Raw genomic sequence first — 22,075 nt, 5'->3', positions numbered from 1 at the left:
TGCATGATGGTATTTTCCTTTATTTTAGGGGGTACATGATCTTGCAACCCAAGCAAATACAAAAGGTAATTACCCTGGTCACCGAACAGATAGGTGTTGTGAAAGGCATTTATGTCTTTGGAAGTGGCGCAGGGACGGGCTACACCGATGAAAGCGACGTGGATCTGGCGCTATTGCCTCAAAAGCCGATAGCCACGGAGGTACTTTGGGAACTCAAAAATCAGTTGAGCGATTTGGTGCGACGTGAAGTGGATCTGGTGGATTTATCAGTGGCTAACACGGTGCTGGCTATGCAGGTGGTCTCAGGCGGAGTTCGCATTTACTCCTCCGAACCGCTCGCTTCGGAGCGGTATGAGACGCTGATATTTAGTATGTATCTCACCCTCAATGATGACCGTAAAGGAATTCTTGAAGAAATAGAAAAAAACAAGACCATTTATGGATGATGTTATTCAGGCGAAAGTAGCCACAATCGAAAAATGCCTCAAGCGCATTCAAGAAGAGGCATCTCATGACTGGAAAAATAATTTCACCCATCAGGATGCCTTACTTCTGAATCTGGAGCGTGCGTGTCAGGCTGCTATTGATTGTGCTTTGCACATTGTGAGAAAGAAGCATTTGGGCCTACCCAAAATCACCCGTGAAGCATTTGACCTTCTGAATAATGCAGGGATTATCGATTCGACTATTTCTGAAAATATGAAAAAAATGGTGGGCTTCAGAAATTTGGCAGTACATGATTACGCAACACTCAATCTCGATATTTTGGAAGCCATTTTAACCAGGGAATTGACCGTCTTCTCCTCTTTTTGCAAAACAGTCATCAACTTATCCTTGTAAGTAAAAAAATGTCTCAGAAAGTAGCGTTAGTACTATCCAGTGGTGGTGCCAGAGGGTTGGCCCACATAGGGGTGATCGAAGCCCTGGAGGCGAAAGGTTATGAGATCACGTCCGTCTCTGGTTCCTCGATGGGCGCTGTGGTAGGTGCTTTTTACGCCTGCGGAAAGCTGAAGGAGTATAAAGAGTGGGCACTGAACCTGGATCGGTACGATGTATTCAAACTGATTGATTTTACCTTTTCGGTGCAGGGATTTGTGAAAGGAGAGCGGGTGTTCAAGACCTTGAAAACCATCATCCCTGATCAGAACATTGAAGACATGCGGATTCCTTTTGCGGCTTTGGTGACAGACATCAAAGCCAAAACCCAGGAGGTATTCAGGACAGGAAGCATGTATCAGGCCATCAAAGCTTCGGTGGCCATTCCTACGGTGATCAAGCCGGTGATGATCAATGGTAGGGAGTATATAGACGGAGGTGTCACCAACCCCATTCCCATAGAGCACGTGCACCGCACTGAAGGAGATATACTGGTGGTGTCCAATGTAAACGCCATTATGCCTTTTGTGAAGGTAAAGGAGGACAAGGTGTTGGAGGCGGAAAGTGCTACCTACAATCAGAAAATCCAGGCCTTTATCAACGGATGGGGTAAGCTACTTCCCGGGAACACTGAGACGGAGAAAAAACTTGGATTTTTCGATTTGCTGAATGAATCGATTGACCTGATGCAGGATAAACTTACCTCCTTGCTGCTGGAAAAATATAAGCCTGACCTGCTGGTGAATATTTCCCGTGAGGCGTGTAGTACTTTTGAGTTTTATAAGGCCAAGGAGATGATAGAGCTGGGGAAAGATTTGTTTGAAGCGGCCTATCAGGAACAGCGGAGGGATTAGTTGGTGGTGAGGGAGCCGATGCGGCTGTCTTCGTAAATCAAAATATCTAGTAGCGCGTCTATCAGCATGGTCGGCTGTTTGAACCCCAGAAATCCTCGGTGCTTGCCCTCGATGACCTGACCAGTTTCCATTTTAAAGGTGATCTTTGTGGTTTCCGCCAGATTGCTGGATTGGAGAAAATGGATTTGCATGACGGAGGTGTGGAGTTCATCATGATATTTGCAATTAAGCTTCCAGGTCAGTTCGTGATTTTTCTCACATATTTTATTCAGTAAATTGACCAGCGTAATTTCATCCATTGTGTTTAAGATAAGAGTTCATTCAGAATAACCCAAATTTGAAAGTATGAAAACAAAACAGGAGATCATCGAAAACTGGCTACCCAGATACACAGGTTTACCTTTGGAAAACTTTGGCCAATACATTCTGCTGACCAACTTTAAAAACTACGTGACGCTCTTTGCTGAGTGGAACCATGTGGAAGTAGTGGGCACTGGACACCCCATGCAGTGCGCTACAGCAGATGGCATCACCATTATCAACTTTGGGATGGGCTCAGCCAATGCTGCTACTATTTCGGATCTACTGGGGGCCATTGAACCCAAGGCGGTTTTGTTTTTGGGGAAATGCGGTGGTCTCAAAATGAAAAACGAAGTGGGAGACCTTATTTTGCCGATAGCCGCCATCAGGGGAGAAGGTACTTCCAATGACTATATGCTACCTGAGGTTCCCGCTCTGCCGGCTTTTGCTCTGCAAAAGGCTATCTCCACCACCATCCGGGAGTACGGCCAGGACTACTGGACAGGTACGGTCTACACCACCAACCGTCGGGTGTGGGAGCATGACAACAAGTTCAAAAAATACCTCAAGAAGATTCGTGCCATGGCCATAGACATGGAAACGGCTACCATCTTCACCACGGCTTTTGCCAATGAAATGCCGGCCGGAGCTCTGCTGCTGGTATCGGACATCCCCATGATTCCGGAGGGCGTAAAAACAGACGAAAGTGATAAGAAGGTGAGTGCTCAGTTTGTGGAGCAGCACCTGAAGATAGGTATCGATTCACTGAAGCAGCTGATCAATAACGCTCAAACAGTGAAGCACTTGAAGTTTTAAGCGAGACACAAAAAAGCCGGAGCGGCCACAGGCCGCTCCGGTTTACTCAATTGATCTATATAAAGGAAAACTGTGCTATTGATGTTCGAGTGTTAGCGTGTCTATGTCGCTGACCACCCCGCTCATTACATTCACTCCGCTCATGGTAGTGACGTTAAATCCACTGTTTTCTTCAGGGACAGCCACTATTTCATAATCCCCCTCTTCCAAAAGCTCAATCAAAAAGTAACCCGTTTCTTCGGGAATGGTGGATACACTGTCTTCATCGTGAATGACATAAACTACGGAAGAAACTGTGTCAGGCCAGATCATACCCTCGATCGCGCCATACTCATCCTCTTCGTCAAGCGCCAGAAGCGTGGCATGAATGACAGGCTTTAGGTTGTATTTGCCAGAGTTGCCGGCTTTTACAATGGATCTGGAGGCATCAAAGTCCAGCACCAGTTTGTATTCTTTTCCTTCTTCTATGTCTGCATCTATTTTGATCTTGAGCCCTGAGGAGTTTCCTGAGGGCACTTTCAGCTCCACGGTGTCCCCATCTACCACCAGGTGATTATTGGCACCCAGGATCAGCCGCACTTCTTTGAGTTCGCCTTCAGGAATATCAATGTCTGCCAGCAGGGCCTCGTTGCCGTTGTTGAGCTCCAGCAGGTCAAAAACCATGGGCTCTATCTCCACCGTTACCCAGTGACTTTCTGATTCCTCCTGATCTTCGGAATTTCCTTCTTCATCTTCAAGGTCCTCATCCTCTATTGAATCCAGTTCATGTTTGTACTCCAGTCCAACCACGTCTATCAGTACAGCATCGTATGCTGCCGGGTCATCCACCAGTACTATTCGCATAGCGGCATTGCCTCGGACGGACTTCATAGAGTCATTAGCACCTTCTTCACAGCTTGCCAGGATCAAGACTCCCGCAAGGAGGCTTACTAGAAATTGAGTCTTCATATTATCTTTTTTTAAGTGTAAAAAAGATAGGCCCCATACCAAAAATCAATCTGCCAGTGAACAAAAGATGGCGGGGCCTATCACAGCCTGCATGGCATAAGACAAAAGTGTTGCCAAAACAGTGTTTTTATCTAAGCACTTGTTTTTCAGTCGGTTGAAAAAGGCCTGAATTGATCTTTTTTCTAAGAATGATTTTTTGAAAGTCAAATTGAGAATTTCCAGTGTGGCTTTTAACATTTTTTAATCCCACAGAAACAACCAATTCCTGAGGATGCAGGTCTATAGGGATGTGAGAAAATTATTGATCCCATTTTTCATTGTAGTGCTGACCTCCTGTCAGAAGGAAACCGTTCAGGTGAATTGTGATGTGGACTATACCCTTGTAGCGCAGGATCAGACTTACTGGATTTGTGGAGGTAATTATCAGTTTGTCAGCAGTGACGAAAGGGATACGCTCAGGATTCAGTACAACGACATCCTCAGAGACTTTTTTGTGAACGAGGGTATACAGCTAGAGGATTTTCCTTTGGAAGTGAGTCTGTCATTCACCGAGCTACCCGCCGACCATACCTGCCGCGAATGGCTGAAGCAACTCACCTGCATTACCCGCCGCAACTAGGCGTATAGGAATAGTTCTATTTAACGTGCCCATAGTGCTATTGGGCCACCTTTTTTTATGTGATCACTCTTTTGAGGTATTGACTTAGCCTTCTCAAATCACTAGCTTAGATGTTGTCATTCAGTTTTGAGTAAAATATGACTGAACATAGACAAAAGCAGCTATGAGTGAATTACTGAAAATCGCCACGTCCCAACTTGGACAAAAAGAAATCTCCGGTCCCGAAGATAATCCTGCCATTGTGAACTACGCCAAAGAGATTGGCCTCTCCTGGATCAACGATGATGAGACCCCATGGTGCTCGGTGTTCGTGGGGTGGTGTGCCCTTAAAGCGGGACTGAACTACTCCAAAAGTGCCCTTGCCAGATCATGGCTGCACATAGGTACGCCCGTGAATGTGCCGGAGCCCGGAGATGTTGTGGTCTTCTGGAGGGAGAGTTTGCTAGGCACCAGCGGTCACGTGGGTTTCTTTATGGGCTATTCACAGGATTTGAAACGGATCTATTGTCTTGGGGGAAATCAGGGCAATCAGGTGAGTATATCGGCACAAAGTGCCGAGCGGTTGCTGGGCTTTCGCAGGCTCGCCAAATCCGCCATTATCTCTCTTCCGGAGGGTGTGCTGCGCAAAGGGGATACCGGGGAGAAGGTGGTTCAGCTACAAGACGCTATGAAAGCTGCCAACTACGAGGTGGGCACTTCCGATGGGGTATTTGGGGCCAAAATGGATGCTGCCATCAAACTACTGCAAGCCAATGGCGGACTCAAGGCCGATGGTGTGTATGGCCCTAAAACAAAGAATTTATTGAACACCATATTAAACGCCTAGCCTATGTTTTTACAAATTCTCGACCTGGTCATAGGTCTTATTTTCATTTATTTCATCTTAAGCATTGCCGCGTCATCGATTATGGAGACCATTTCGCGGACCCGAAATGTTAGAGCAAAGAGTCTTCAGAAGTGGCTAACGGATTCATTCAATGAAAAAGTGGGAGACAAGACCGTGGGCGAGTTGATACATGAGCACAGCCTGATCAAAAAACTGACAACCAGTGGCCGCATCCCCTCTTACATTCCTCCAGACATTTTCTCGCGTGTTTTGCTAGATCTTATCCACTCTCAGGAGGACAAAGAGATCAAATCTTATGACGCCAAAACGCTGAAAAAAAGTCTGGAATCTACCACGCTGCTTCCCGAGGATATGAAGCGCTCATTTCTCCAGTACCTGAGTGAAAATGAAAAAGACCTGGATGCATTCAGGGCTTCCATTTCTGGCTGGTTTGATGATTCGATGAGTAGAATCGGAGGGAAGTTTAAGAAATACACCCAGCAGATTATACTGGTGGTTTCCCTGGTGCTGGCAGGAGTTCTCAACATAGACACGTTTCAGTTGGCTGAGTTTCTTTACGAAAACCCACAAGCACGAGAGAGTCTCGTGGAGGCCAGTCGTCAGGCCCTTAAAGACAGTGTATACCAGAAGTCATTGGCCAAAATCCCGACGGATTCTAATTATGATGTGGCGGAGGAAATCGCCAGAATCAAAACTCAGGTCAATGAAATTGATAGCCTTCAGCAATCACTCATCGACCTGAAGCTGCCCATTGGCTGGCCAGTAAAAAAGGCTGTGCTGACCACCTGGCCCACCTTCAGTACTTTTTGGGATTTTGTAGGGGCCTGGCTGAAAAAGATTGGGGGCTGGCTGATTACCGGTTTTGCGGTTTCTCTGGGAGCGCCTTTTTGGTTCGAGACGCTCAACAAGCTGGTGAATCTGAGAGGTGCAGGAAGCAACCCATCCGTACCACCTAAACCAACAAAAACATGAGCCTATTAAAAGTATTGTCCATCGATGGAGGCGGTATCCGCGGGATAGTGCCGGGCACCATCATGGTAGAAGCCGAGAGAGAATTTGGAATCAAAGTAGCCGACTATTTTGACCTCATCGCGGGCACCAGCACCGGAGGGATTCTCACCTGTGCCTACCTCTGCCCATCTGACACTGACGCCACCAAACCCAAATTCAGCGCCGAGGAGGTGGTGGGGCTATACTTCAATAAAGGAAAGCAAATATTCGATGACCCTTTCATGCATAAGCTCATGTCCATTTGGGGGATTATCTCTGCCAAGTTCCCAGAACGGGGTATCGATGAAGCATTGAAGGAATACTTTGGGGAAGTGTGGCTGAGTCAGCTGCTGAAGCCCACAGTGATTACTTCCTACGATATTACCAATCGCAATGGGCACTTCTTTGCCCAGCATGATGCCAAAGAAAAGGAGGCCTATGACTTCCTGATCAGGGAGGTGTCCCGGGCCACCTCTGCGGCACCCACCTATTTCAATTGTGCCCGTGTGAAAAATAAGCTGGGGGATTCATTCACCCTGGTGGATGGGGGCGTATTTGTGAACAATCCGGCCATGTGTGCCTATGCTGAGATCAGAGATGGTTTTAAGAATGTGGAAGGAGCGCCCGCTGCTGCCAAAGACATGAAGATCCTTTCGCTGGGTACAGGGTTTACCAAAAAACACTATCTGTACCGCCAGGCCAGGAAATGGGGTATGGCTCAGTGGGTGCGGCCGGTTATCGACATCATGATGTCTGGCAGTGTGGAGGTGGACGACTTTTACTTGAAGCGAATATTTGAAACCACCGAGAATCCCGCCCAGTACATGCGGATCAACTCCAAAATGCCTGGAGATGTGGATCCGGAGATGGACAATGTGACCCCAGCCAATATGGCTGCACTGAAGAAGCTCGGAGAAAAGCTCTTTCAGGATAATAAAGAAGCACTGGCTAAGTGGTTTGAGCTTTAACCAATTTGTATTTCTAATAATGATTCTAAACACTAAAAGATATGTCATTTCTTACTAGACCCCAGATAATTGACAACATCGTTAGTCCGGCCCTTCACAAGGTAGCGGATTTTAACGGTGACATTACTTCATACACGTTTCAGCACTTCGCGGACTTTCATAAGAAGGTTTTTTTAAGCGCACTGAAATTGTTTACCAACGCTCATGAACACCCTACACCCAATAAGTACTATGATATTTTGCTGAATGATTCATTGATTGACGAGTGGGCGACCATGGATGATTGTATTCAATATATATATGACAGGCACAATTCAAAAGATACTGCAAACCGAAACAGGCTATGAAAACGATAAAAATATTTTGTGTATTGATGCTGTGGGGTGGGTTTGCATTCGGACAGAACCCAGAGTTGGCCTTTGAGCTTAATGTAAACACTGTAGGGAAACCCTACCTGAGAATTTCCATATTACCTCAACTGAATTCAGGACAAACCATGGATGCCAACTCACCCGTGGATTATACCTTTAAACTGGATAAGGGTGGGGTTGACTATTTTGGGAGCGATGTGCGGATTTCCATGGCGGTGAGCAGAAAGTCCATTGATCTGGATATGTATGATGTTTCTAAACAAAAGTTGCTTGGTCTTTCTACTGCTTCGAGTGACTTCACCATTGTCTTTAATCGTCCGCTGACCATCAAGACTACCCAGGGAGATTATGAATACAGCGTGGCAAAGATCTCTGAATTATCTAAGGGGAAAATCACTTTCACTGAGGATCAGGTGAAACAATACACAGTGTCCAGAGGCGGGGAGTTTTCCTTTATCAATAACAACTTTGAGATGTTCTATGTGCCTGCAGCAGAGAGTGATACAGATGAGGGAGAATATGGTGTAAAGTTTGCATATCGCAATGCCTATAAAGGTGTGGAGATCTTTACTGGCACCGCTTATTTCATGGCTGAGGGCCAGGTATCTACTAATCCAAAAGACTCACTTAACTATTTATCCATATACCCGGTATCCTACAGTAATTTGGATTTGGAGAAAACAACTGAGTGGCTGATTACTGCTGGTTTAGAAGGGAATCAGGATCTTTCCTCTTACCGTGGAGCCATCAATTTGGCCAAGAATATGCTCCTGCCAAATTTGATTGACCTGAGCTATGGATACGATAGACTTAGGCTCAAGCCCGTACTACAGGCAGGTCTAAAGGCTTATGCCGAAGGGGACAATAGGAGAAAGAACGCGGATGGATCGGAGCAGCAAAATGAGAAATCTGCAATGGTCTTTGCCAACCTATATTATGTAATACCCATTTACCATTCATTTACGGCAATCGTGGAAGGCCAGCTTTTCTATGACTTCAATACGACTATCAATGCTGATAAGGAGCTGAAGAACTACTATAAGCTAACAATGGGCTATGATGTGCCAAATACAGAGTTCAAGGCATTTTTTTCCTACCAAAATGGGGAACGGACGATTAGCCCCTCCAAAGATGAGCTAATGAGTATTGGACTATTGGCGTTGTTTGGGAATTGATAAAGAAAAGTTGAAGAGCTCAAGCCTGAAGCTAATTGTTAGGTTCAGTTAATTTGCCTCCGGATTCATCCGGAGGCTTACAATTAGTTTATCAGCAAAATTGACTTTAGCCAAAACCTGAGCCAAGGTATTAGGCTAAAGCCCCTCAAGATGTTTTATCCCAGAAGGATGGGCTAAAGCCCATCCCAATTTTGCTTGCCAGCTCGGTTTTGCAGGCCTTATTTAATTTAGCCTTGAGGAGTTTCTTTAATGATTTCCTCTGAATTGTCTCCTGATTCCTCTGAATTGCCTCTGGATTCATCCGGAGGATTATATAATCCTCCTTCTCATTTTGGCTTTAGCCTAAATCCGAATTCTTTTCAAAACCATACCGAATCATAAAATCATTATATTCATCCTGAAAGGACTTTTTCCTATGATGTTCTTCCTGATTTCTAATATATGTTCGCACTCTGTTCAGCATGGATTCGGAAACGGATGCAGCAAAATACTCTTCCTGCCATTCAAATTTTTTGGTTGTCAAACCCTGCTTATTGATCCAGAAGGATGATTCCCCCTTGATTAGTTGCATGGTCTTTTGGATAGTTTGATCTGAACCCAGTGAGATTAGACAATGGCAATGCTCCTGATATCCGCCGATGTGATCAATGAATATTCCTTTTTCTCTGGCGTTTTCACGTATGTGATTCCATACTTTTTTCCTCACATTTTCAGACGTGAGGAGTGGCTCTCTGTTCTTAGTGCTCCAAACGAAGTGGACATATACTTTGATAAAAGGCATGATGTCTGTATTTAGCCAAAGCCATTTTTACTTTAAGAAGGGTTGATGGGCTCAAGCCACATCCCATTAATGCATCCCTGACCAACCGATAAACTTTGTGCTGAACTCGATCCCAAATATGCATCTGATTAGTCTGTATGCCAATACGGGAAGTCATTTTTACTGGATTCCTCTAAATAACCTCCGTATTTATTTCAGTCATCAATCAATTCATTTGACTAAAGGCAAATGTCAAAGCCTTCAGAAGGCATGCTATTCTAATCAATTCACAGCAGGCAACAGAAATCAGGGTTCTTTTGGGAAATCACACCTCTTAAAAATTTGATAAAAATAGGATCATAATCCTACCGATTATTCAAAAAATTGAAATTTTCATTTGGTTCCAATAAATTTATCTCATAAATTGGTCAACCAGTTATTAGAGTTCCAAGCTATTGTATCCCAATTTGGGGTTTAAAGGTTATGAATTAGTTATCGCGCCACCAAGCGTTGAGCCAGGTGAAGTTTGCAGCAGTTGAGAGTAGGGAATGCCAGGTTAAACCTTGACGATATCATATGTCGAAGCATTTAACAACTAAAATCAAACCAATGAAAATCAACACCTACCAGACCAACCTTTCGAGTGTGCCGACTAACCAGTCAACACACTTAAAATCAACTGATTTGTATCACTCAATTCTCTCGCTTACAAAAAGACAAGAGGCCGTTAAAAGCACTTTTGAGACGGCCTCTTGACTATAGTTCTAATTATTTGAACGAAATACTATCGAAAAAACCATATACCTAAACCATATTATGAAAACCAACCAAACTTCTATCAACTTGTCATGCCTGTCCAGGTACATGCATAGACAATCAAAATCACTCGGTAAGGTAGCCTTGCTACTGCTGATCCAAATCGTTTTTTTTGGCGGACAATTAAGGGCGCAGGATCCCAATCTGCCACCGAGTGGAAATTTTGAATTAATCGACTGGAAAGTCACATTGCCTGACCAAACCGAAATAAAGGAACAGCAACTTTCCAGTGGCTTTGAAAGCCCCAATGAGTTTTATACCGATCCCAGTACGGGAGCCATGGTCTTCAGGTGCCCCAATAATGGAGCAACCGGAGGGAGTACTTACCCCCGGAGCGAGCTACGTGAAATGCTTCGCGCCGGAAACACAAGCATCAGCACTTCTGGCATAGGCCTGAACAACTGGGTGTTTTCGACTTCCAGTCAATCCAACCAGGATGCATCTGGCGGAGTGGATGGTACCCTCACTGCTACTGTTGCGGTGGATCATGTCTCCACTTCAGGAACTTCCAGCATGATCGGTCGGGTGATCATCGGACAAATCCATGCGGGTACCGACGAGCCCTGCAGACTTTACTACCGTAAACTCCCTGGCAATACTAAAGGGTCGATCTATATCGCCCATGAGCCAGGAAACGGTAACCCTGAGCAATGGTATGACATGATCGGCAGCAGAAGCAGCAGTGCCTCTGACCCGGCAGATGGAATAGCTTTGGGTGAACAATTTAGCTATGAAATCAAAGTCGTGGGAAACACCCTTACGGTCACCATTTCGCGACCGGGCAAACCCGATGTGGTGGAAATTGTAGACATGAGTAACAGCGGTTTCGCCAATGACTGGATGTATTTCAAGGCAGGATGTTATAATCAAAACAACTCCGGAAACTCTGGAGACTATGCCCAGGTGTCATTTTTTGCTTTGAGTAACACGCACTCAAGTGCTGGCAACAGCGCTCCGACAGCCAGCGTTACGGCTCCATCCAATGGAGCAACTTTTAATGAAGGTGACAACATTACCATCACTGCCAATGCCTCTGATAGCGATGGTTCTATCACCAAGGTAGAATTTTTTCAGGGGTCAACTAAGCTTGGCGAAGACACTTCATCCCCTTACTCATTTACCTGGAACAATGTCTCGGCTGGCAGCTACAACCTGACGGCCACTGCCACCGACAATGGGGGAGCGACCGGTTCATCTTCGGCGGTATCTATTACCGTAAACAGTGCACCAAACGCTGATCCAACGACCTCCATCACCGCTCCTGCCAATGGAGCAAGCTTCAATGCGGGTGATAACATCACCATCAGCGCAAGTGCCTCAGACTCGGATGGATCGATCAGCAAAGTGGAATTTTTCCAGGGAGCCACCAAGCTCGGAGAAGACCTGTCGGCACCTTACTCATTTACCTGGAACAATGTGGGAGCAGGCAATTATAACCTGACTTCTGTGGCAACTGACAATCTGGGCGCCACAGGTACTTCTGCTATTGTATCCATTTCGGTAAACAGTGGGCCAAACGTCAACCCGACGACCTCCATTACGGCACCTGCCAATGGAACAAGTTTCACTGCAGGTGACAACATAACCATTAATGCTGACGCCTCGGATTCAGATGGCACCATAGCTAAGGTTGAGTTTTATCAGGGAGCCACCAAGCTGGGAGAAGATACCACCTCTCCCTATTCGTACACCTGGAACAACGTAAGTGCCGGTAGCTATGACCTGACTTCCGTAGTAACAGATAACGTTGGCGCTACAGGGGCTTCGTCCGTAGTTTCCATTTCAGTTGCTACCGGACCACCCGCCAATGTGGCATTGAATAAATCGGTCACTGTATCCAGCGAGCAGGCCAGCAACCCGGGATCAAACCTGGTAGATGGAGACCCTGATTCCAGATGGTCTGCATCAGGTTTTCCGCAATGGGTACAAGTAGATCTGGGTTCAACCCATTCAATTAGCAGCACCGAATTGGTATGTTTTAGCGACAGGGCGTATCAGTTTATTATAGAAGTGTCTACGAATGGTAGCTCCTACTCTACGATTGTTGACAGAAGTAGTAATACTACACCAGGAACCAATTCAGCTCCTATTACAGATAACTTCGCTGCAGTAGATGCGAGGTACGTCAGAATCACCGTATCCGGTGCAGCAAGCTACACGGGTTCTTGGGTCAGTTTGGAAGAGTTGAGGGTGTTTGGTACAGAAGGTGCAGGCCAGAGTGTACCTGTAACCGGAGTTTCTGTGACACCTGCCAGCGCCACGATACTGGTCAACGATACGCAGCAGTTAAGCGTGTCCGTCAGTCCATCAAATGCCTCCAATCAGGATGTTACCTATAGTTCCAGCAATGCTTCGGTCGCTACAGTCAGCGCCAGTGGTTTGGTCACGGCAGTTTCCGCCGGTAGTGCCACAATCACGGTGACCACCGATGATGGAGCGTTTACAGATACAAGTGTTATCACCGTGGAATCAAGCGGTGGAGGCTCCTGGACGGTAATTTCTTCAGAAGATTTTGAATCAGGTTGGGGCATCTGGAATGATGGTGGCTCAGACGCCAGCCTTTATACCGGTGGGACTTATGCGCATCAGGGTTCCGCAGCGTTGAACATTGAGAATAACAGCAGTTCGTCTGTGGTTACAACAAATGATTTGTCGCTGGCTTCATATGCAGACCTAAAAGTGGATTTTTGGTTTATGCCCGTAGGCATGAATAATGGACATGATTTTTGGTTGCAGGTCTCTACCGATGGTGGATCCAATTACACCACAGTTCAATCCTGGGTGATCGATGGTTCGAATTATCAAAACGATAATTTCTATCAGGAATCTGTTGAACTACTCGGTTATGGTCTCAACGATCAAACTCGTGTGAGATTCCGATGTGATGGTAACAATGATAGCGATGATGTCTATTTGGATGAGATAGTGATATCCGCCAAAGGATCGGCCTCAAGGACCACATCCGAGGCAGAACCATCCCAGGCACTATTGTTACAAAGCCGTGTTTCCAAGATCTATCCTAATCCTGTCAGAGGAAAGATGCTGGTCGAGTATGAACTGGCCGATGATTCACATGTGGTGATCTCTGTATTAAACCTATCGGGTCAGGTAATTGCCCAGTTGGAAAACGGTCCGCGTAGGGCGGGTGTGCACACGCTGGAGTGGGATGCTTCGAGCATCTCAGGAGCTCCGCTTCCCAAGGGTATGTACCTTGTACGATTTAATTTGAATGGCGAAAATCAGGTTAAGCGAATATTGATCTCAGAGTAACAGACCTGAAATCAAGTAGCATAAAAAAGGCCGGTCTTCCGGCCTTTTTTATGCTCTTTCCAATCAGGAGTGTCTATTTTAGGTTTAGAGGAATTCCTTTAAGAAAATTCTTCTTCGTTAACTCACGCGAATATTGCATGATCCATAAGCTCTTAAACTCATTTCACACTTGAAATAGACCTTCTCATAACAGACTTGAATCAAAATTCTGCTCAAGAAGGATTAACCCACGCACCAAATCTCTACCAAATACGTTAACCGGGGAAAGCATAGAAATGACTAAGTCTCCCATCACTTATTACCCTCATAAAGAGGAAGTTCTCAATGTAATCACTCACTTTTTGGGCTTTGTGCTCAGTGTGGCAGCACTGGCCCTGCTGGTCACGTTTGCCAGTATATATGGCACGGTATGGCACATTGTGAGCTTCAGCATATTTGGCAGCACCATGGTGGTACTGTACCTGGCGTCCACCCTTTACCACTCGGCCCGTAGGAAAACCCTTCGCCAAAAACTGAATGTCTTTGACCACTCCGCCATTTATCTGCTCATCGCGGGCACCTACACCCCCTACTGCCTGGTGGCGCTCAATGGCACCATTGGCTGGGTACTCTTTGGGGTTACCTGGGGATTGGCCTTGGCCGGGATTGTCTTCAAGATTTTTTACACAGGAAAGTATGACCGACTCTCTACCATTGGTTATGTGCTGATGGGCTGGGTGGCTGTGTTTGCAGCCAAGCCCCTATATGAGAGCCTACAGTCAGAGGCACTTTTGTACCTGGTGCTGGGAGGAGTCAGTTACACCATTGGTGCCATATTCTATTCTTTAGGAAAGGTAAAATACAATCACGCCATCTTTCACTTGTGGGTATTGCTAGGCACAGCATTCCATTTCGTGTCCATCTTTTTTTACCTCTGGAATTGACCCTTAGTGTCTGAGGCTGGCAATGACGGCTGCCATGACCTTTTCCCCATCCATAGCTGCCGAGGCAATACCACCGGCATAGCCGGCGCCTTCCCCGCATGGGAAAAGATTTTTGATCTCCGGGTGTGCCAGGGTTTCTCTGTCACGTGGGATCCTCACGGGTGACGATGTGCGACTTTCCACCCCGACTATCTGCGCCTCATTGGTGAGGTAACCTTTCATTTTTTTGCCAAAGACCTTGAACCCATCTCTGAGGCGTGGAGCGATAAAGTCTGGGAGCACCTCGTCCATATTCACGGAAGCAAGCCCCGGCTGGTACGAGGTTTCATTCAGGCTATCCGACACCTTTCCATTCACAAAGTCAGCGAGGCGCTGTGCAGGTGCCTGCTGTGTCTGCCCACCCAGCTGCCAGGCCTGGCGCTCTACTGAAGCCTGAAACTCCAGGGCGGCCAGCGGCCCGAATTGATGAAAGGCTTTGATGTCTTCCAGTTCCACAGCTACCACAATGCCCGAATTGGCGTACTTACTGTTTCTCCGCGAGGGACTCATGCCATTGACCACCACTTCGCCAGGAGCGGTGGCGGAGGGAACGATAAACCCACCTGGACACATACAGAAGGAAAAGACTCCACGCTCCGTCTTGTGGAGTACCGTTTGGGCCACCACTCCATAGGAGGACGCCGGCAAGTATGCACCTCGGTTCTCACACTTGTACTGAATCTGATCGATGAGCTGCTGCGGGTGCTCTACACGCACACCCAAAGCAAACGGCTTGGCCTCAATTTTTATCTGCTTATCATGTAGCAAATGGAAGATATCGCGGGCAGAGTGGCCCGTGGCCAGCACAGTGGCTACTCCATGGATGGTGCTGCCATCCTGTAGTTTTACGCCCTTGATCTCGTTGTTTTCCAAAATCAGGTCAGTGACTTTGCTATCGAAAAGCACCTGACCTCCGGCGGCTTCTATGGTTTCCCGTAGTGCCGTGACAATGTTGGGCAGCTTATTGGTGCCGATGTGTGGGTGGGCCTCTACCAGAATCTCTCTAGGGGCACCGTGAGCCACCAGTATTTCAAAGACACGTCGTACACTGCCCCGCTTTTTCGAACGAGTATAGAGTTTTCCATCGGAGTAAGTACCCGCGCCACCTTCTCCGAAGCAGTAGTTGCTTTCGGGGTTCACCACATGGTCCTTATTGATGGCGGCCAGGTCTCTGCGTCGGGTTCTTACATCCTTGCCTCGCTCCAGTACGATAGGCCGCAGGCCATTTTCTATGGCTTTGATGGCCGCAAAGAGCCCGGCTGGTCCTGCACCTATAATAATCACCTCGGGACATCCGGATACCTGATGGGCCTCCTGAAAATACTCCACAAACTCCAGGTCAATGGGCTGAGTATCTGTCTGTACACGGAGATTAATCTTGATTTGTTTCTGACGCGCATCAATCGATCTGCGGATGATCTGAAAATATTCCTCAGCAGAAAGCATTCCCTGCTGCCTGAGGTAGGCAGTAAGCTGGTCTTCGTCAAAACCCACTTCGGGGGACACCACAAGATCGAATTCACGCATGGCACAAAAGTACTTTTTTCCCCGTCAATGCGAATGGGTTGTTATGGGTGCCAACGTGGCTTAAGCTGTATTTTTATCTATAATAAGTGTAAAATCTTCTTTTAATAATCTAAATCATATATTTTTATTAATTCCAACCAAGCGAAATATTGAACATGCTAACAGAAGTAAGAAGGAAAAAACTTTCCTATCTATTCAACATCCTGGATTCTAATAAGAATGAACTTTTGCAGCCTGATGACTTTTCGCAGGTTGCCGAAAAGATGAGCGACTCCCTCAATTTTGAGGAGAACTCCAAAGAGCGGCTGCGTCTAAAGCTGAAGTCTCTGAGGTTGTATGTACAGCTGCTCACAGACATGGAAAAGGAAGACGTTTCCATCACACGGGATGAGTGGTTGGGTCTGTTCGGATCGCGAAACACCATTTCACCCAAGGCGGCGAAGAAGTATATTTTCCGTACGGCCGCTTATATTTTTACGCTTTTTGATCAGAATGAGGATCACATCATTTCCAAAAAGGAGTATTATGACATGTTTAAAATCTATGACATAGACATGAAATATTCTGAAATGGGATTTGAAAAACTGGATCAGAACCATGATGGGCAGATCACCCTTTCTGAGATGGTTAACGGATTCAGAGACTTCCTGATGTCCTCAAACCCTGAGGCATCCGGTAACTGGATTTTTGGTGATTGGCAGGAGGTTGAATAAAAAAACAAGGGTTGATGAGCCTCCTCATCAACCCCCATTAAAATTACCGCTGAAGTAAAACTTTCGTTACCTGGTAATCTCCATCTTTTTCCAATTTGAGTAGATATATCCCGTCTCTCAGGTCCTGCAGTGAAATGGTGGATGTGTTTCCTTTGAAGGTTTTTACCACTTTTCCGCTGAGGTCGGTCAGATATCCTATTGTATAGCTAGCCCCTTCTATCGTGAGGAGGTCACTTGTTGGATTAGGGAAGATTCTGAAATCCTGCGCAGACCATCCCAGCACCAAAAATCTGACAGTGATTTTGGCAGATGCTTTTTCTATTTGATCTGTCACCTCTATGGTCAATTGTGTATCATTTTGATCCCAAAGGTCAACGTCTGCAAGTGTGAGGGTTCCATTGGATTCGTGTAGCGTGAAAGCCGCATCATCATTGCCAGCGGTGATGGTATATTTCAAGTCATCTCCATCCTGGTCCGTGGCCACTACGGTTCCGATCTGATGTCCGTTTGTCACAGGCCCGAGTACCTCAAAGGACTGGTTGGCCATGACCGGCGCTGCATTGGTAATTCCCTCCAATTCCAGTTTCCAACTGAACCCTTCTGTGGAGTAGAGATCTGCCCAATAAATAAACACTGTTTCTCCGGCAGCGAGCTCTTGCAGCAGCACTTCGCTTTGAAGGTTATCCTCAGTATCATCTACTTGTGCAATGATGTCGCCCTCACAGGCATCAAATATGAAAAGGTAAGTATCTGCATCTGTTTGACCCACAGAGCTGATTCGCAGGTCTCCGGCTTTGGGCATGGTATAGCTGTACCAGGTAGCTGCATGGTCCATGGAGTTACTACCTACCTGCGCCTCAATTGGGTCGCCACAGAGATCCCCGGGTTCTATGTCCTCGACACTCAGTTGAAAATCAAAGCCACCACCAAAATAGAGTTCCCATGCAATGAGCACTTCCTCATCTTTTGCCAAATCATAGATGGTGAGGTTTTCATATCCACTGGAGATGATCTGCAGGTCACAGTCCACCACGGTGTAAACATACTCCTCAGAGGTACTCGTGATCACCAGTTTTTGATTGGCCTCTGGCATGGTAAAGGTCATCCAGTAAAAAGGAACTCTTAGTTCGGGGACCGTATTCGTACCAACTTGAGCGGTAGCTGGTGCTTCACACTCTTCCCCGGGTAAGGGTTCGCTCACAGTCAACTGCCAGCTGAAAGCGGCTGAAGACCACTGTGGGGTCCAGTAGATATACACTGATTCACCCTGACTTAGCCCCTGGAGGTATACTTCGCTCTGCAATATGCCATTGTTAAAATCAATGTCGTCACTTGCACCCAGTACATCCCCGTCGCACGCACTCAATACCAACAGATCCGTGTCTTCGGTGGTCATGCCTTCAGATGAGATGAGGAGGTTTCCTGCCATAGGCATAGTGAAGGTGTACCATGCGGGGGCATAGCCCGCCGCGTTGGTGCCTTCCTCGGCTGTCAGAGGATCAGAGCAGTCATCGCCCTGGTCAAGTGCTTCCATGGCCAGGGTCCAACTGAAGTCGCCGCCACCCTCTATGCTCCATACGATTAAAATTTCCTGTCCGGCGACTAAACCGGGAGCGATTGCTCCCTCGTAACCGGAGGCGTATAGCAGCAGCTCCTCACAGTCTGAGGCCACATATACGGTCTCTGAGGAGGTGCTGGAAATCACCAGCTTTTTATCGGACTCTGGTATCGTGTAGTATGTCCAAAACAAGTCCCCAACGATTTCAGGAACAGTATTTGACCCGAGTACTGCTTCTTTGGCATTTCCACAAGCATCACCGGGCTGGCTTTCCAGTACGGTGAGTTTCCAGTCAAAAGATTCCGTAGCCCACGAATCAGCCCAAAATATTTTGACAGTTGCACCTTCTTCCAGTCCGTAGATAATGCCTTCACTCTGGTATATATCATTGTCATAGTCAATGTCGTCATTGCTGAATAGCAACGACCCTTCACATTCCTCGAACACGTAAAGATCGGTATCTTCATCGGTGAGGTCAGCGGAGGTGATGTGCAAATTACCTTCCATTGGCATGGTAAAGGTGAACCAAATGGGAGCCTGCGGTGCAGTATTGATTCCCTCCTGTGCCGTGATGGCGGCAAAGCAATTTTCCCCAGGCTCAAATGGATTGGTTTCGAGTGTCCAGTCGAAAGAAGCTGAACTGTTGTCCCAAAGAATCTTAACCTCAGTGCCTTCACTTAGTGCCACCGTGATCTCTGTTTGATCACCGGAGGGCTGATTGTCGGAGATGAGATTTCCTGAGCATCCATCAAAGAGTTTGGCATAGGTAGCCACCTCCGTCTGTCCAGTGCTGGAGATGGTGAGGTTGGCAAACTCAGTCATGGTATAGGTAAACCAGTAAGGAGTAGAAGGGGTGGTGTTGGTACCCTCAATTGCGTCCACTGCCACTGAGCAAGCTTCACCAGCTTCCAACGCTTCCACTGCCAGGCTCCATGAGAAGTCTCCACCGCCTGGTTCAAAAGCAATAAAAATCTCATCACCCTGCGCTACATCAAGCAAGGTCTGTGATCCCGATCCTTCAGTGATCAATTGGAGTTGCTGACAGTTGCCAGCATAGGTCTTATAGCTTTTATCTCCCCCATCAATTATGATTTTGGATTCCGCATCAGCCAGGGTGAAGCTGTACCAGAGGGTATTCAAGTCGGTTGACGCCACTTGGTTATTGCCCTCGATAGCAAGGAGGGCAAGGCCACAGGCAGCGCCTTCCGTAGGTGCTGTGGTGCTCAGGGTCCAGTTGAATTCTTCTTCCGAGTTTCTGGCCGACCAGAGGATTTTGACGGTTTCGCCAGCTGCCACAAGCGTAGATAATTCAGATTGGGTAGTGCCTAAAACGTCATCGCTGGTGTTGATCGCTGGCATGTCGCACCCAGGGTATAAGCTCAGGTAGGTGTTTTGAGTCGTTTGCCCGATTGATGAAACCGTCACGATGGATTCCTCTGTGGTGGTGAAGGTATACCACATGGGCGGAGTGGTGGTGTTGGTACCGACCTGAGCTACTTCAGCCTCATCACATAGTGGACCTATCAACGTGCTGCGTCGGGCCCCGAATTCAAGTACCGTACGCATACGGGCTTTCTGATCGATGGTGAAAATATTCATGCAGGCATCGTCGGAGTAGTCCATGTAGTTCTCAATCATGTCTGGAAACGCATCTTCGGTGCAGCTGTCATTGGCACTACAACCAAAGTTTGGCCCGCCCGCATTCGGGGTGTCTTCACAAAAATCATCCACCTCACAACCACCGTCTCCCCAGATATGTCTTAAGCCCAACCAGTGGCCTACCTCGTGGGTGGTGGTTCTTCCCAGGTCGTAGGGTTCGAGGACATTACCGGTTTTTCCAAAAAATGAATAGCCGATCACCACTCCATCTGTACTGGCTGGTCCCATATCGTCTGGGAGACCATCCAGTCCGGAGAGTGAAGGAAACTGGGCGTACCCCAGTACGCCATCCAGGTCACCTCCGAAATTGACCACCCAGATATTGAAGTATCGTTCCGGGTCCCAAATAGTTTCCGGCTTGAGCGTCTCTTCCAGCGGTGTTTCTTCCCAGAAAACCCTGCCTCCGTTGATTCTATTGATGCCTGGTTCAGTCAGTGTCTGACCATCAGGATCGGTTAAAACAGGTACAAATTCCACAAAGACATCAGCACCACTTTCGTGAGTATTAGCTCCGGCTCCCAGTCGCCTGAAGTCTTCATTGAGTACTTCAAACTGAGAATTGACCTGGGCTGCCGAGATGTTGGAGCTGGTGCCCACGGATTCGCCATTGTGCACCACATGCACAATGGTAGGGATTCGGTATACCTCATCAGTACTTCTGGCACTACTGGCCTGACTCAGCCGCTTTTGCAGAGCTTCTTCGAAAGAGTCAGTACTTTGTCGTTGAGGGTATTTGGCTTGAAGCTTCTGCTCCATTTCAGTGGTGAAGCAGGTACGGTGCTCCGGCACGGTGATTGGCGACTTTGGAGTTAGTGTTTGAAAAAAGGGTCCTTTTGGTTGGGTGGGTTTGCTCCTCTGAGGAGTCAAACTTTGTGCTGTTGCCATAAATCCCAGGCAAAGCATGACGAGGGTCAGACGGTAGTTCATTGTTACGGTGTTTTGAATTGTAGGTAGTTTTTATTCAGCGAAAGGACGGAGAGCGTGTCTTCAGCCTCACCAAATGAGACTACAAGTAGGTCTGCCGTGATCCATCGCCAGGAGCCATGGGTGGCCTTTGGTCGGTCATCCGGGCCGGGGGTATATCTGACGACTTTTTGGCCGTCAGACTCAAAAATGATTCGTTCCTGAAAGCGGCTGGGAGGAAGACTGGTTTTGTCTGTCGTAAACTGGATTATGTCACCGGAGGCATCTGCAGGTAGTTTATACCAGATGCCGGGAAGTGCTTCCGTAATGATTTCATTGCTCGAAGAAGCATCTTGTGGGCCCTTGCAGGCCCAAGAAAATGAGAGGAGTAAGAACGCGAACAAAGGCCGAACCATTGACGAATATAGCAAAATTGCAAGTTGCTATCAAGTGAGAGCGTTCCGTTAAGACGAAATTTTATCTGAGTTGAGAATTTAAACTCCTTCTGCCTCTACTTCCTGCACTTCGGGGATCATTCTTTTCAGGAGATTTTCTATCCCTGCTTTAAGGGTGATAGTGGATGAGGGGCATCCACTGCAAGCACCCTGAAGGAGTACTTTTACTTTACCATCTTCAAAGGAACCAAATGTGATGGCACCGCCATCCATTTCCACTGCAGGTCGGATGTATTCGTCCAGCACTCCTTTGATCTTGGCTTCAATGTCAGTATCACCATCCAACACTTTGTGGTCTTCTTCTACTTCCTTTTCGGTAAGAATTTGCTTTCCGGCCTCCAGAAAAGATTTGATGTGGTTTTGCACCTCACCTTTTACTTCATGCCAGTCTACACCTTCGTCTTTGGTCACGGTGATAAAGTTGCTCATGTAAAACACGCGCTTCACATAGGGAAAATCAAAGAGTTCGGCGGCCAATGGAGCCTCTGTGGTACTGGCCCTGTCCGGAAAGTCCCGGCTTACACCCTCTGGGAGCAACAGGAAATTCACCACAAACTTCAAGGAGTTTGGGTTCGGGTTAGACTCAGTATATATGTTGATAGGATTTACAGTGGTTTCCATAGTCATTGATTTGATTCTATACTAAATGCAAAAGTGAGATAAAAGTTCAGAAGAAAGTCACTTTATC

The 22,075-nt window shown here is 47.0% G+C and carries 20 protein-coding genes; 13 read left to right on the top strand and 7 right to left on the bottom strand.

The features are described from left to right. Window positions 1–35 precede the first annotated feature (35 nt). Genes mntA through ACHKAR_RS06570 form a run of 3 tightly spaced genes read left to right on the top strand, consistent with a single transcriptional unit; the run spans window position 36 to window position 1,730 of the window. Window positions 36–446 (top strand): type VII toxin-antitoxin system MntA family adenylyltransferase antitoxin, encoded by a 411-nt coding sequence (gene mntA / locus ACHKAR_RS06580; protein WP_395416669.1) that lies wholly within the window; start codon window positions 36–38, stop codon window positions 444–446. Then, window positions 439–840, top strand: a complete 402-nt coding sequence (hepT, locus tag ACHKAR_RS06575; protein ID WP_395416668.1) for a type VII toxin-antitoxin system HepT family RNase toxin — start codon at window positions 439–441, stop codon at window positions 838–840. The genes mntA and hepT overlap by 8 nt, the downstream gene beginning before the upstream one ends. Before the next feature lie 8 nt (window positions 841–848). Continuing rightward, on the top strand, window positions 849–1,730 hold the full coding sequence (locus tag ACHKAR_RS06570; protein ID WP_395416667.1) for a patatin-like phospholipase family protein: 882 nt from the start codon (window positions 849–851) through the stop codon (window positions 1,728–1,730). Here ACHKAR_RS06570 and ACHKAR_RS06565 read toward each other — a convergent pair. After that, window positions 1,727–2,029, bottom strand: coding sequence for a hypothetical protein (locus ACHKAR_RS06565; protein ID WP_395416666.1), 303 nt, complete (start codon window positions 2,027–2,029; stop codon window positions 1,727–1,729). The two genes, ACHKAR_RS06570 and ACHKAR_RS06565, sit on opposite strands and share 4 nt — an antisense overlap. A gap of 46 nt (window positions 2,030–2,075) precedes the next feature. Here ACHKAR_RS06565 and ACHKAR_RS06560 point away from each other — a divergent pair, with 46 nt between their 5' ends. Beyond that, window positions 2,076–2,846: an AMP nucleosidase gene (locus ACHKAR_RS06560; RefSeq protein WP_395416665.1), complete on the top strand. Its 771-nt coding sequence runs from the start codon at window positions 2,076–2,078 to the stop codon at window positions 2,844–2,846. A gap of 75 nt (window positions 2,847–2,921) precedes the next feature. On the opposite strand, the gene ACHKAR_RS06555 is transcribed toward ACHKAR_RS06560, so the two are convergent. Beyond that, on the bottom strand, window positions 2,922–3,794 hold the full coding sequence (locus ACHKAR_RS06555; protein WP_395416664.1) for a DUF4382 domain-containing protein: 873 nt from the start codon (window positions 3,792–3,794) through the stop codon (window positions 2,922–2,924). Between the two features lie 271 nt (window positions 3,795–4,065). On the opposite strand from ACHKAR_RS06555, the gene ACHKAR_RS06550 reads away from it, so the two are divergent. From ACHKAR_RS06550 to ACHKAR_RS06525, 6 genes are all read left to right on the top strand, one after another. Continuing rightward, the gene (locus ACHKAR_RS06550) at window positions 4,066–4,413 is read left to right on the top strand and encodes a hypothetical protein (protein WP_159584160.1); all 348 of its coding nucleotides are present in this window, start codon (window positions 4,066–4,068) and stop codon (window positions 4,411–4,413) included. A 163-nt stretch (window positions 4,414–4,576) separates the two neighbouring features. Further along, complete coding sequence (locus ACHKAR_RS06545) at window positions 4,577–5,239, top strand: C40 family peptidase (protein WP_395416663.1); 663 nt, start codon at window positions 4,577–4,579, stop codon at window positions 5,237–5,239. Window positions 5,240–5,242: 3 nt separating this feature from the next. After that, window positions 5,243–6,232: a hypothetical protein gene (locus ACHKAR_RS06540; protein ID WP_395416662.1), complete on the top strand. Its 990-nt coding sequence runs from the start codon at window positions 5,243–5,245 to the stop codon at window positions 6,230–6,232. Further along, window positions 6,229–7,218 carry a patatin-like phospholipase family protein gene (locus tag ACHKAR_RS06535; protein WP_395416661.1) on the top strand — a complete coding sequence of 330 codons (990 nt, stop codon included), beginning with the start codon at window positions 6,229–6,231 and terminating at the stop codon, window positions 7,216–7,218. Before ACHKAR_RS06540 ends, ACHKAR_RS06535 begins: the two co-directional genes overlap by 4 nt. Before the next feature lie 41 nt (window positions 7,219–7,259). After that, a complete protein-coding gene (locus ACHKAR_RS06530; RefSeq protein ID WP_395416660.1) occupies window positions 7,260–7,565 on the top strand; it encodes a hypothetical protein in 306 nt (101 codons plus the stop codon). Continuing rightward, window positions 7,562–8,764, top strand: coding sequence for a hypothetical protein (locus tag ACHKAR_RS06525; RefSeq protein ID WP_395416659.1), 1,203 nt, complete (start codon window positions 7,562–7,564; stop codon window positions 8,762–8,764). The genes ACHKAR_RS06530 and ACHKAR_RS06525 overlap by 4 nt, the downstream gene beginning before the upstream one ends. A gap of 337 nt (window positions 8,765–9,101) precedes the next feature. On the opposite strand, the gene tnpA is transcribed toward ACHKAR_RS06525, so the two are convergent. Further along, entirely contained in the window at window positions 9,102–9,545 is a 444-nt protein-coding gene (gene tnpA, locus ACHKAR_RS06520; protein WP_395416658.1) for an IS200/IS605 family transposase, read from the bottom strand. 795 nt (window positions 9,546–10,340) lie between these two features. Between tnpA and ACHKAR_RS06515 the strand changes: the two genes are divergently transcribed. After that, window positions 10,341–13,610, top strand: a complete 3,270-nt coding sequence (locus tag ACHKAR_RS06515) for an Ig-like domain-containing protein (protein ID WP_395416657.1) — start codon at window positions 10,341–10,343, stop codon at window positions 13,608–13,610. Between the two features lie 275 nt (window positions 13,611–13,885). Then, a complete protein-coding gene (gene trhA / locus ACHKAR_RS06510) occupies window positions 13,886–14,533 on the top strand; it encodes a PAQR family membrane homeostasis protein TrhA (protein WP_395416656.1) in 648 nt (215 codons plus the stop codon). A gap of 3 nt (window positions 14,534–14,536) precedes the next feature. Here trhA and ACHKAR_RS06505 read toward each other — a convergent pair whose 3' ends face one another. Next, a complete protein-coding gene (locus ACHKAR_RS06505; RefSeq protein WP_395416655.1) occupies window positions 14,537–16,099 on the bottom strand; it encodes an NAD(P)/FAD-dependent oxidoreductase in 1,563 nt (520 codons plus the stop codon). 155 nt (window positions 16,100–16,254) lie between these two features. On the opposite strand from ACHKAR_RS06505, the gene ACHKAR_RS06500 reads away from it, so the two are divergent. Beyond that, window positions 16,255–16,812, top strand: coding sequence for an EF-hand domain-containing protein (locus tag ACHKAR_RS06500; RefSeq protein WP_159584188.1), 558 nt, complete (start codon window positions 16,255–16,257; stop codon window positions 16,810–16,812). Between the two features lie 43 nt (window positions 16,813–16,855). Here the strand turns inward: ACHKAR_RS06500 and ACHKAR_RS06495 are convergent, their stop codons facing one another. The 3 genes from ACHKAR_RS06495 to ACHKAR_RS06485 all read right to left on the bottom strand — a co-directional run bounded on the left by ACHKAR_RS06495 (window position 16,856) and on the right by ACHKAR_RS06485 (window position 22,014). Next, window positions 16,856–20,956 carry a M43 family zinc metalloprotease gene (locus ACHKAR_RS06495; protein ID WP_395416654.1) on the bottom strand — a complete coding sequence of 1,367 codons (4,101 nt, stop codon included), beginning with the start codon at window positions 20,954–20,956 and terminating at the stop codon, window positions 16,856–16,858. A gap of 2 nt (window positions 20,957–20,958) precedes the next feature. Continuing rightward, window positions 20,959–21,336 (bottom strand): hypothetical protein, encoded by a 378-nt coding sequence (locus tag ACHKAR_RS06490; RefSeq protein ID WP_395416653.1) that lies wholly within the window; start codon window positions 21,334–21,336, stop codon window positions 20,959–20,961. Between the two features lie 90 nt (window positions 21,337–21,426). Next, window positions 21,427–22,014, bottom strand: coding sequence for a NifU family protein (locus tag ACHKAR_RS06485; RefSeq protein WP_370519076.1), 588 nt, complete (start codon window positions 22,012–22,014; stop codon window positions 21,427–21,429). Between the last annotated feature and the right edge of the window lie 61 nt (window positions 22,015–22,075).

Source organism: Marinoscillum luteum, assembly GCF_044005705.1.
In the GTDB taxonomy this organism is placed as follows: domain Bacteria; phylum Bacteroidota; class Bacteroidia; order Cytophagales; family Cyclobacteriaceae; genus Marinoscillum; species Marinoscillum luteum.
The sequence above is the reverse complement of the archived record's forward strand: the minus strand, read 5'-3'. Positions and strand labels throughout refer to the sequence as shown.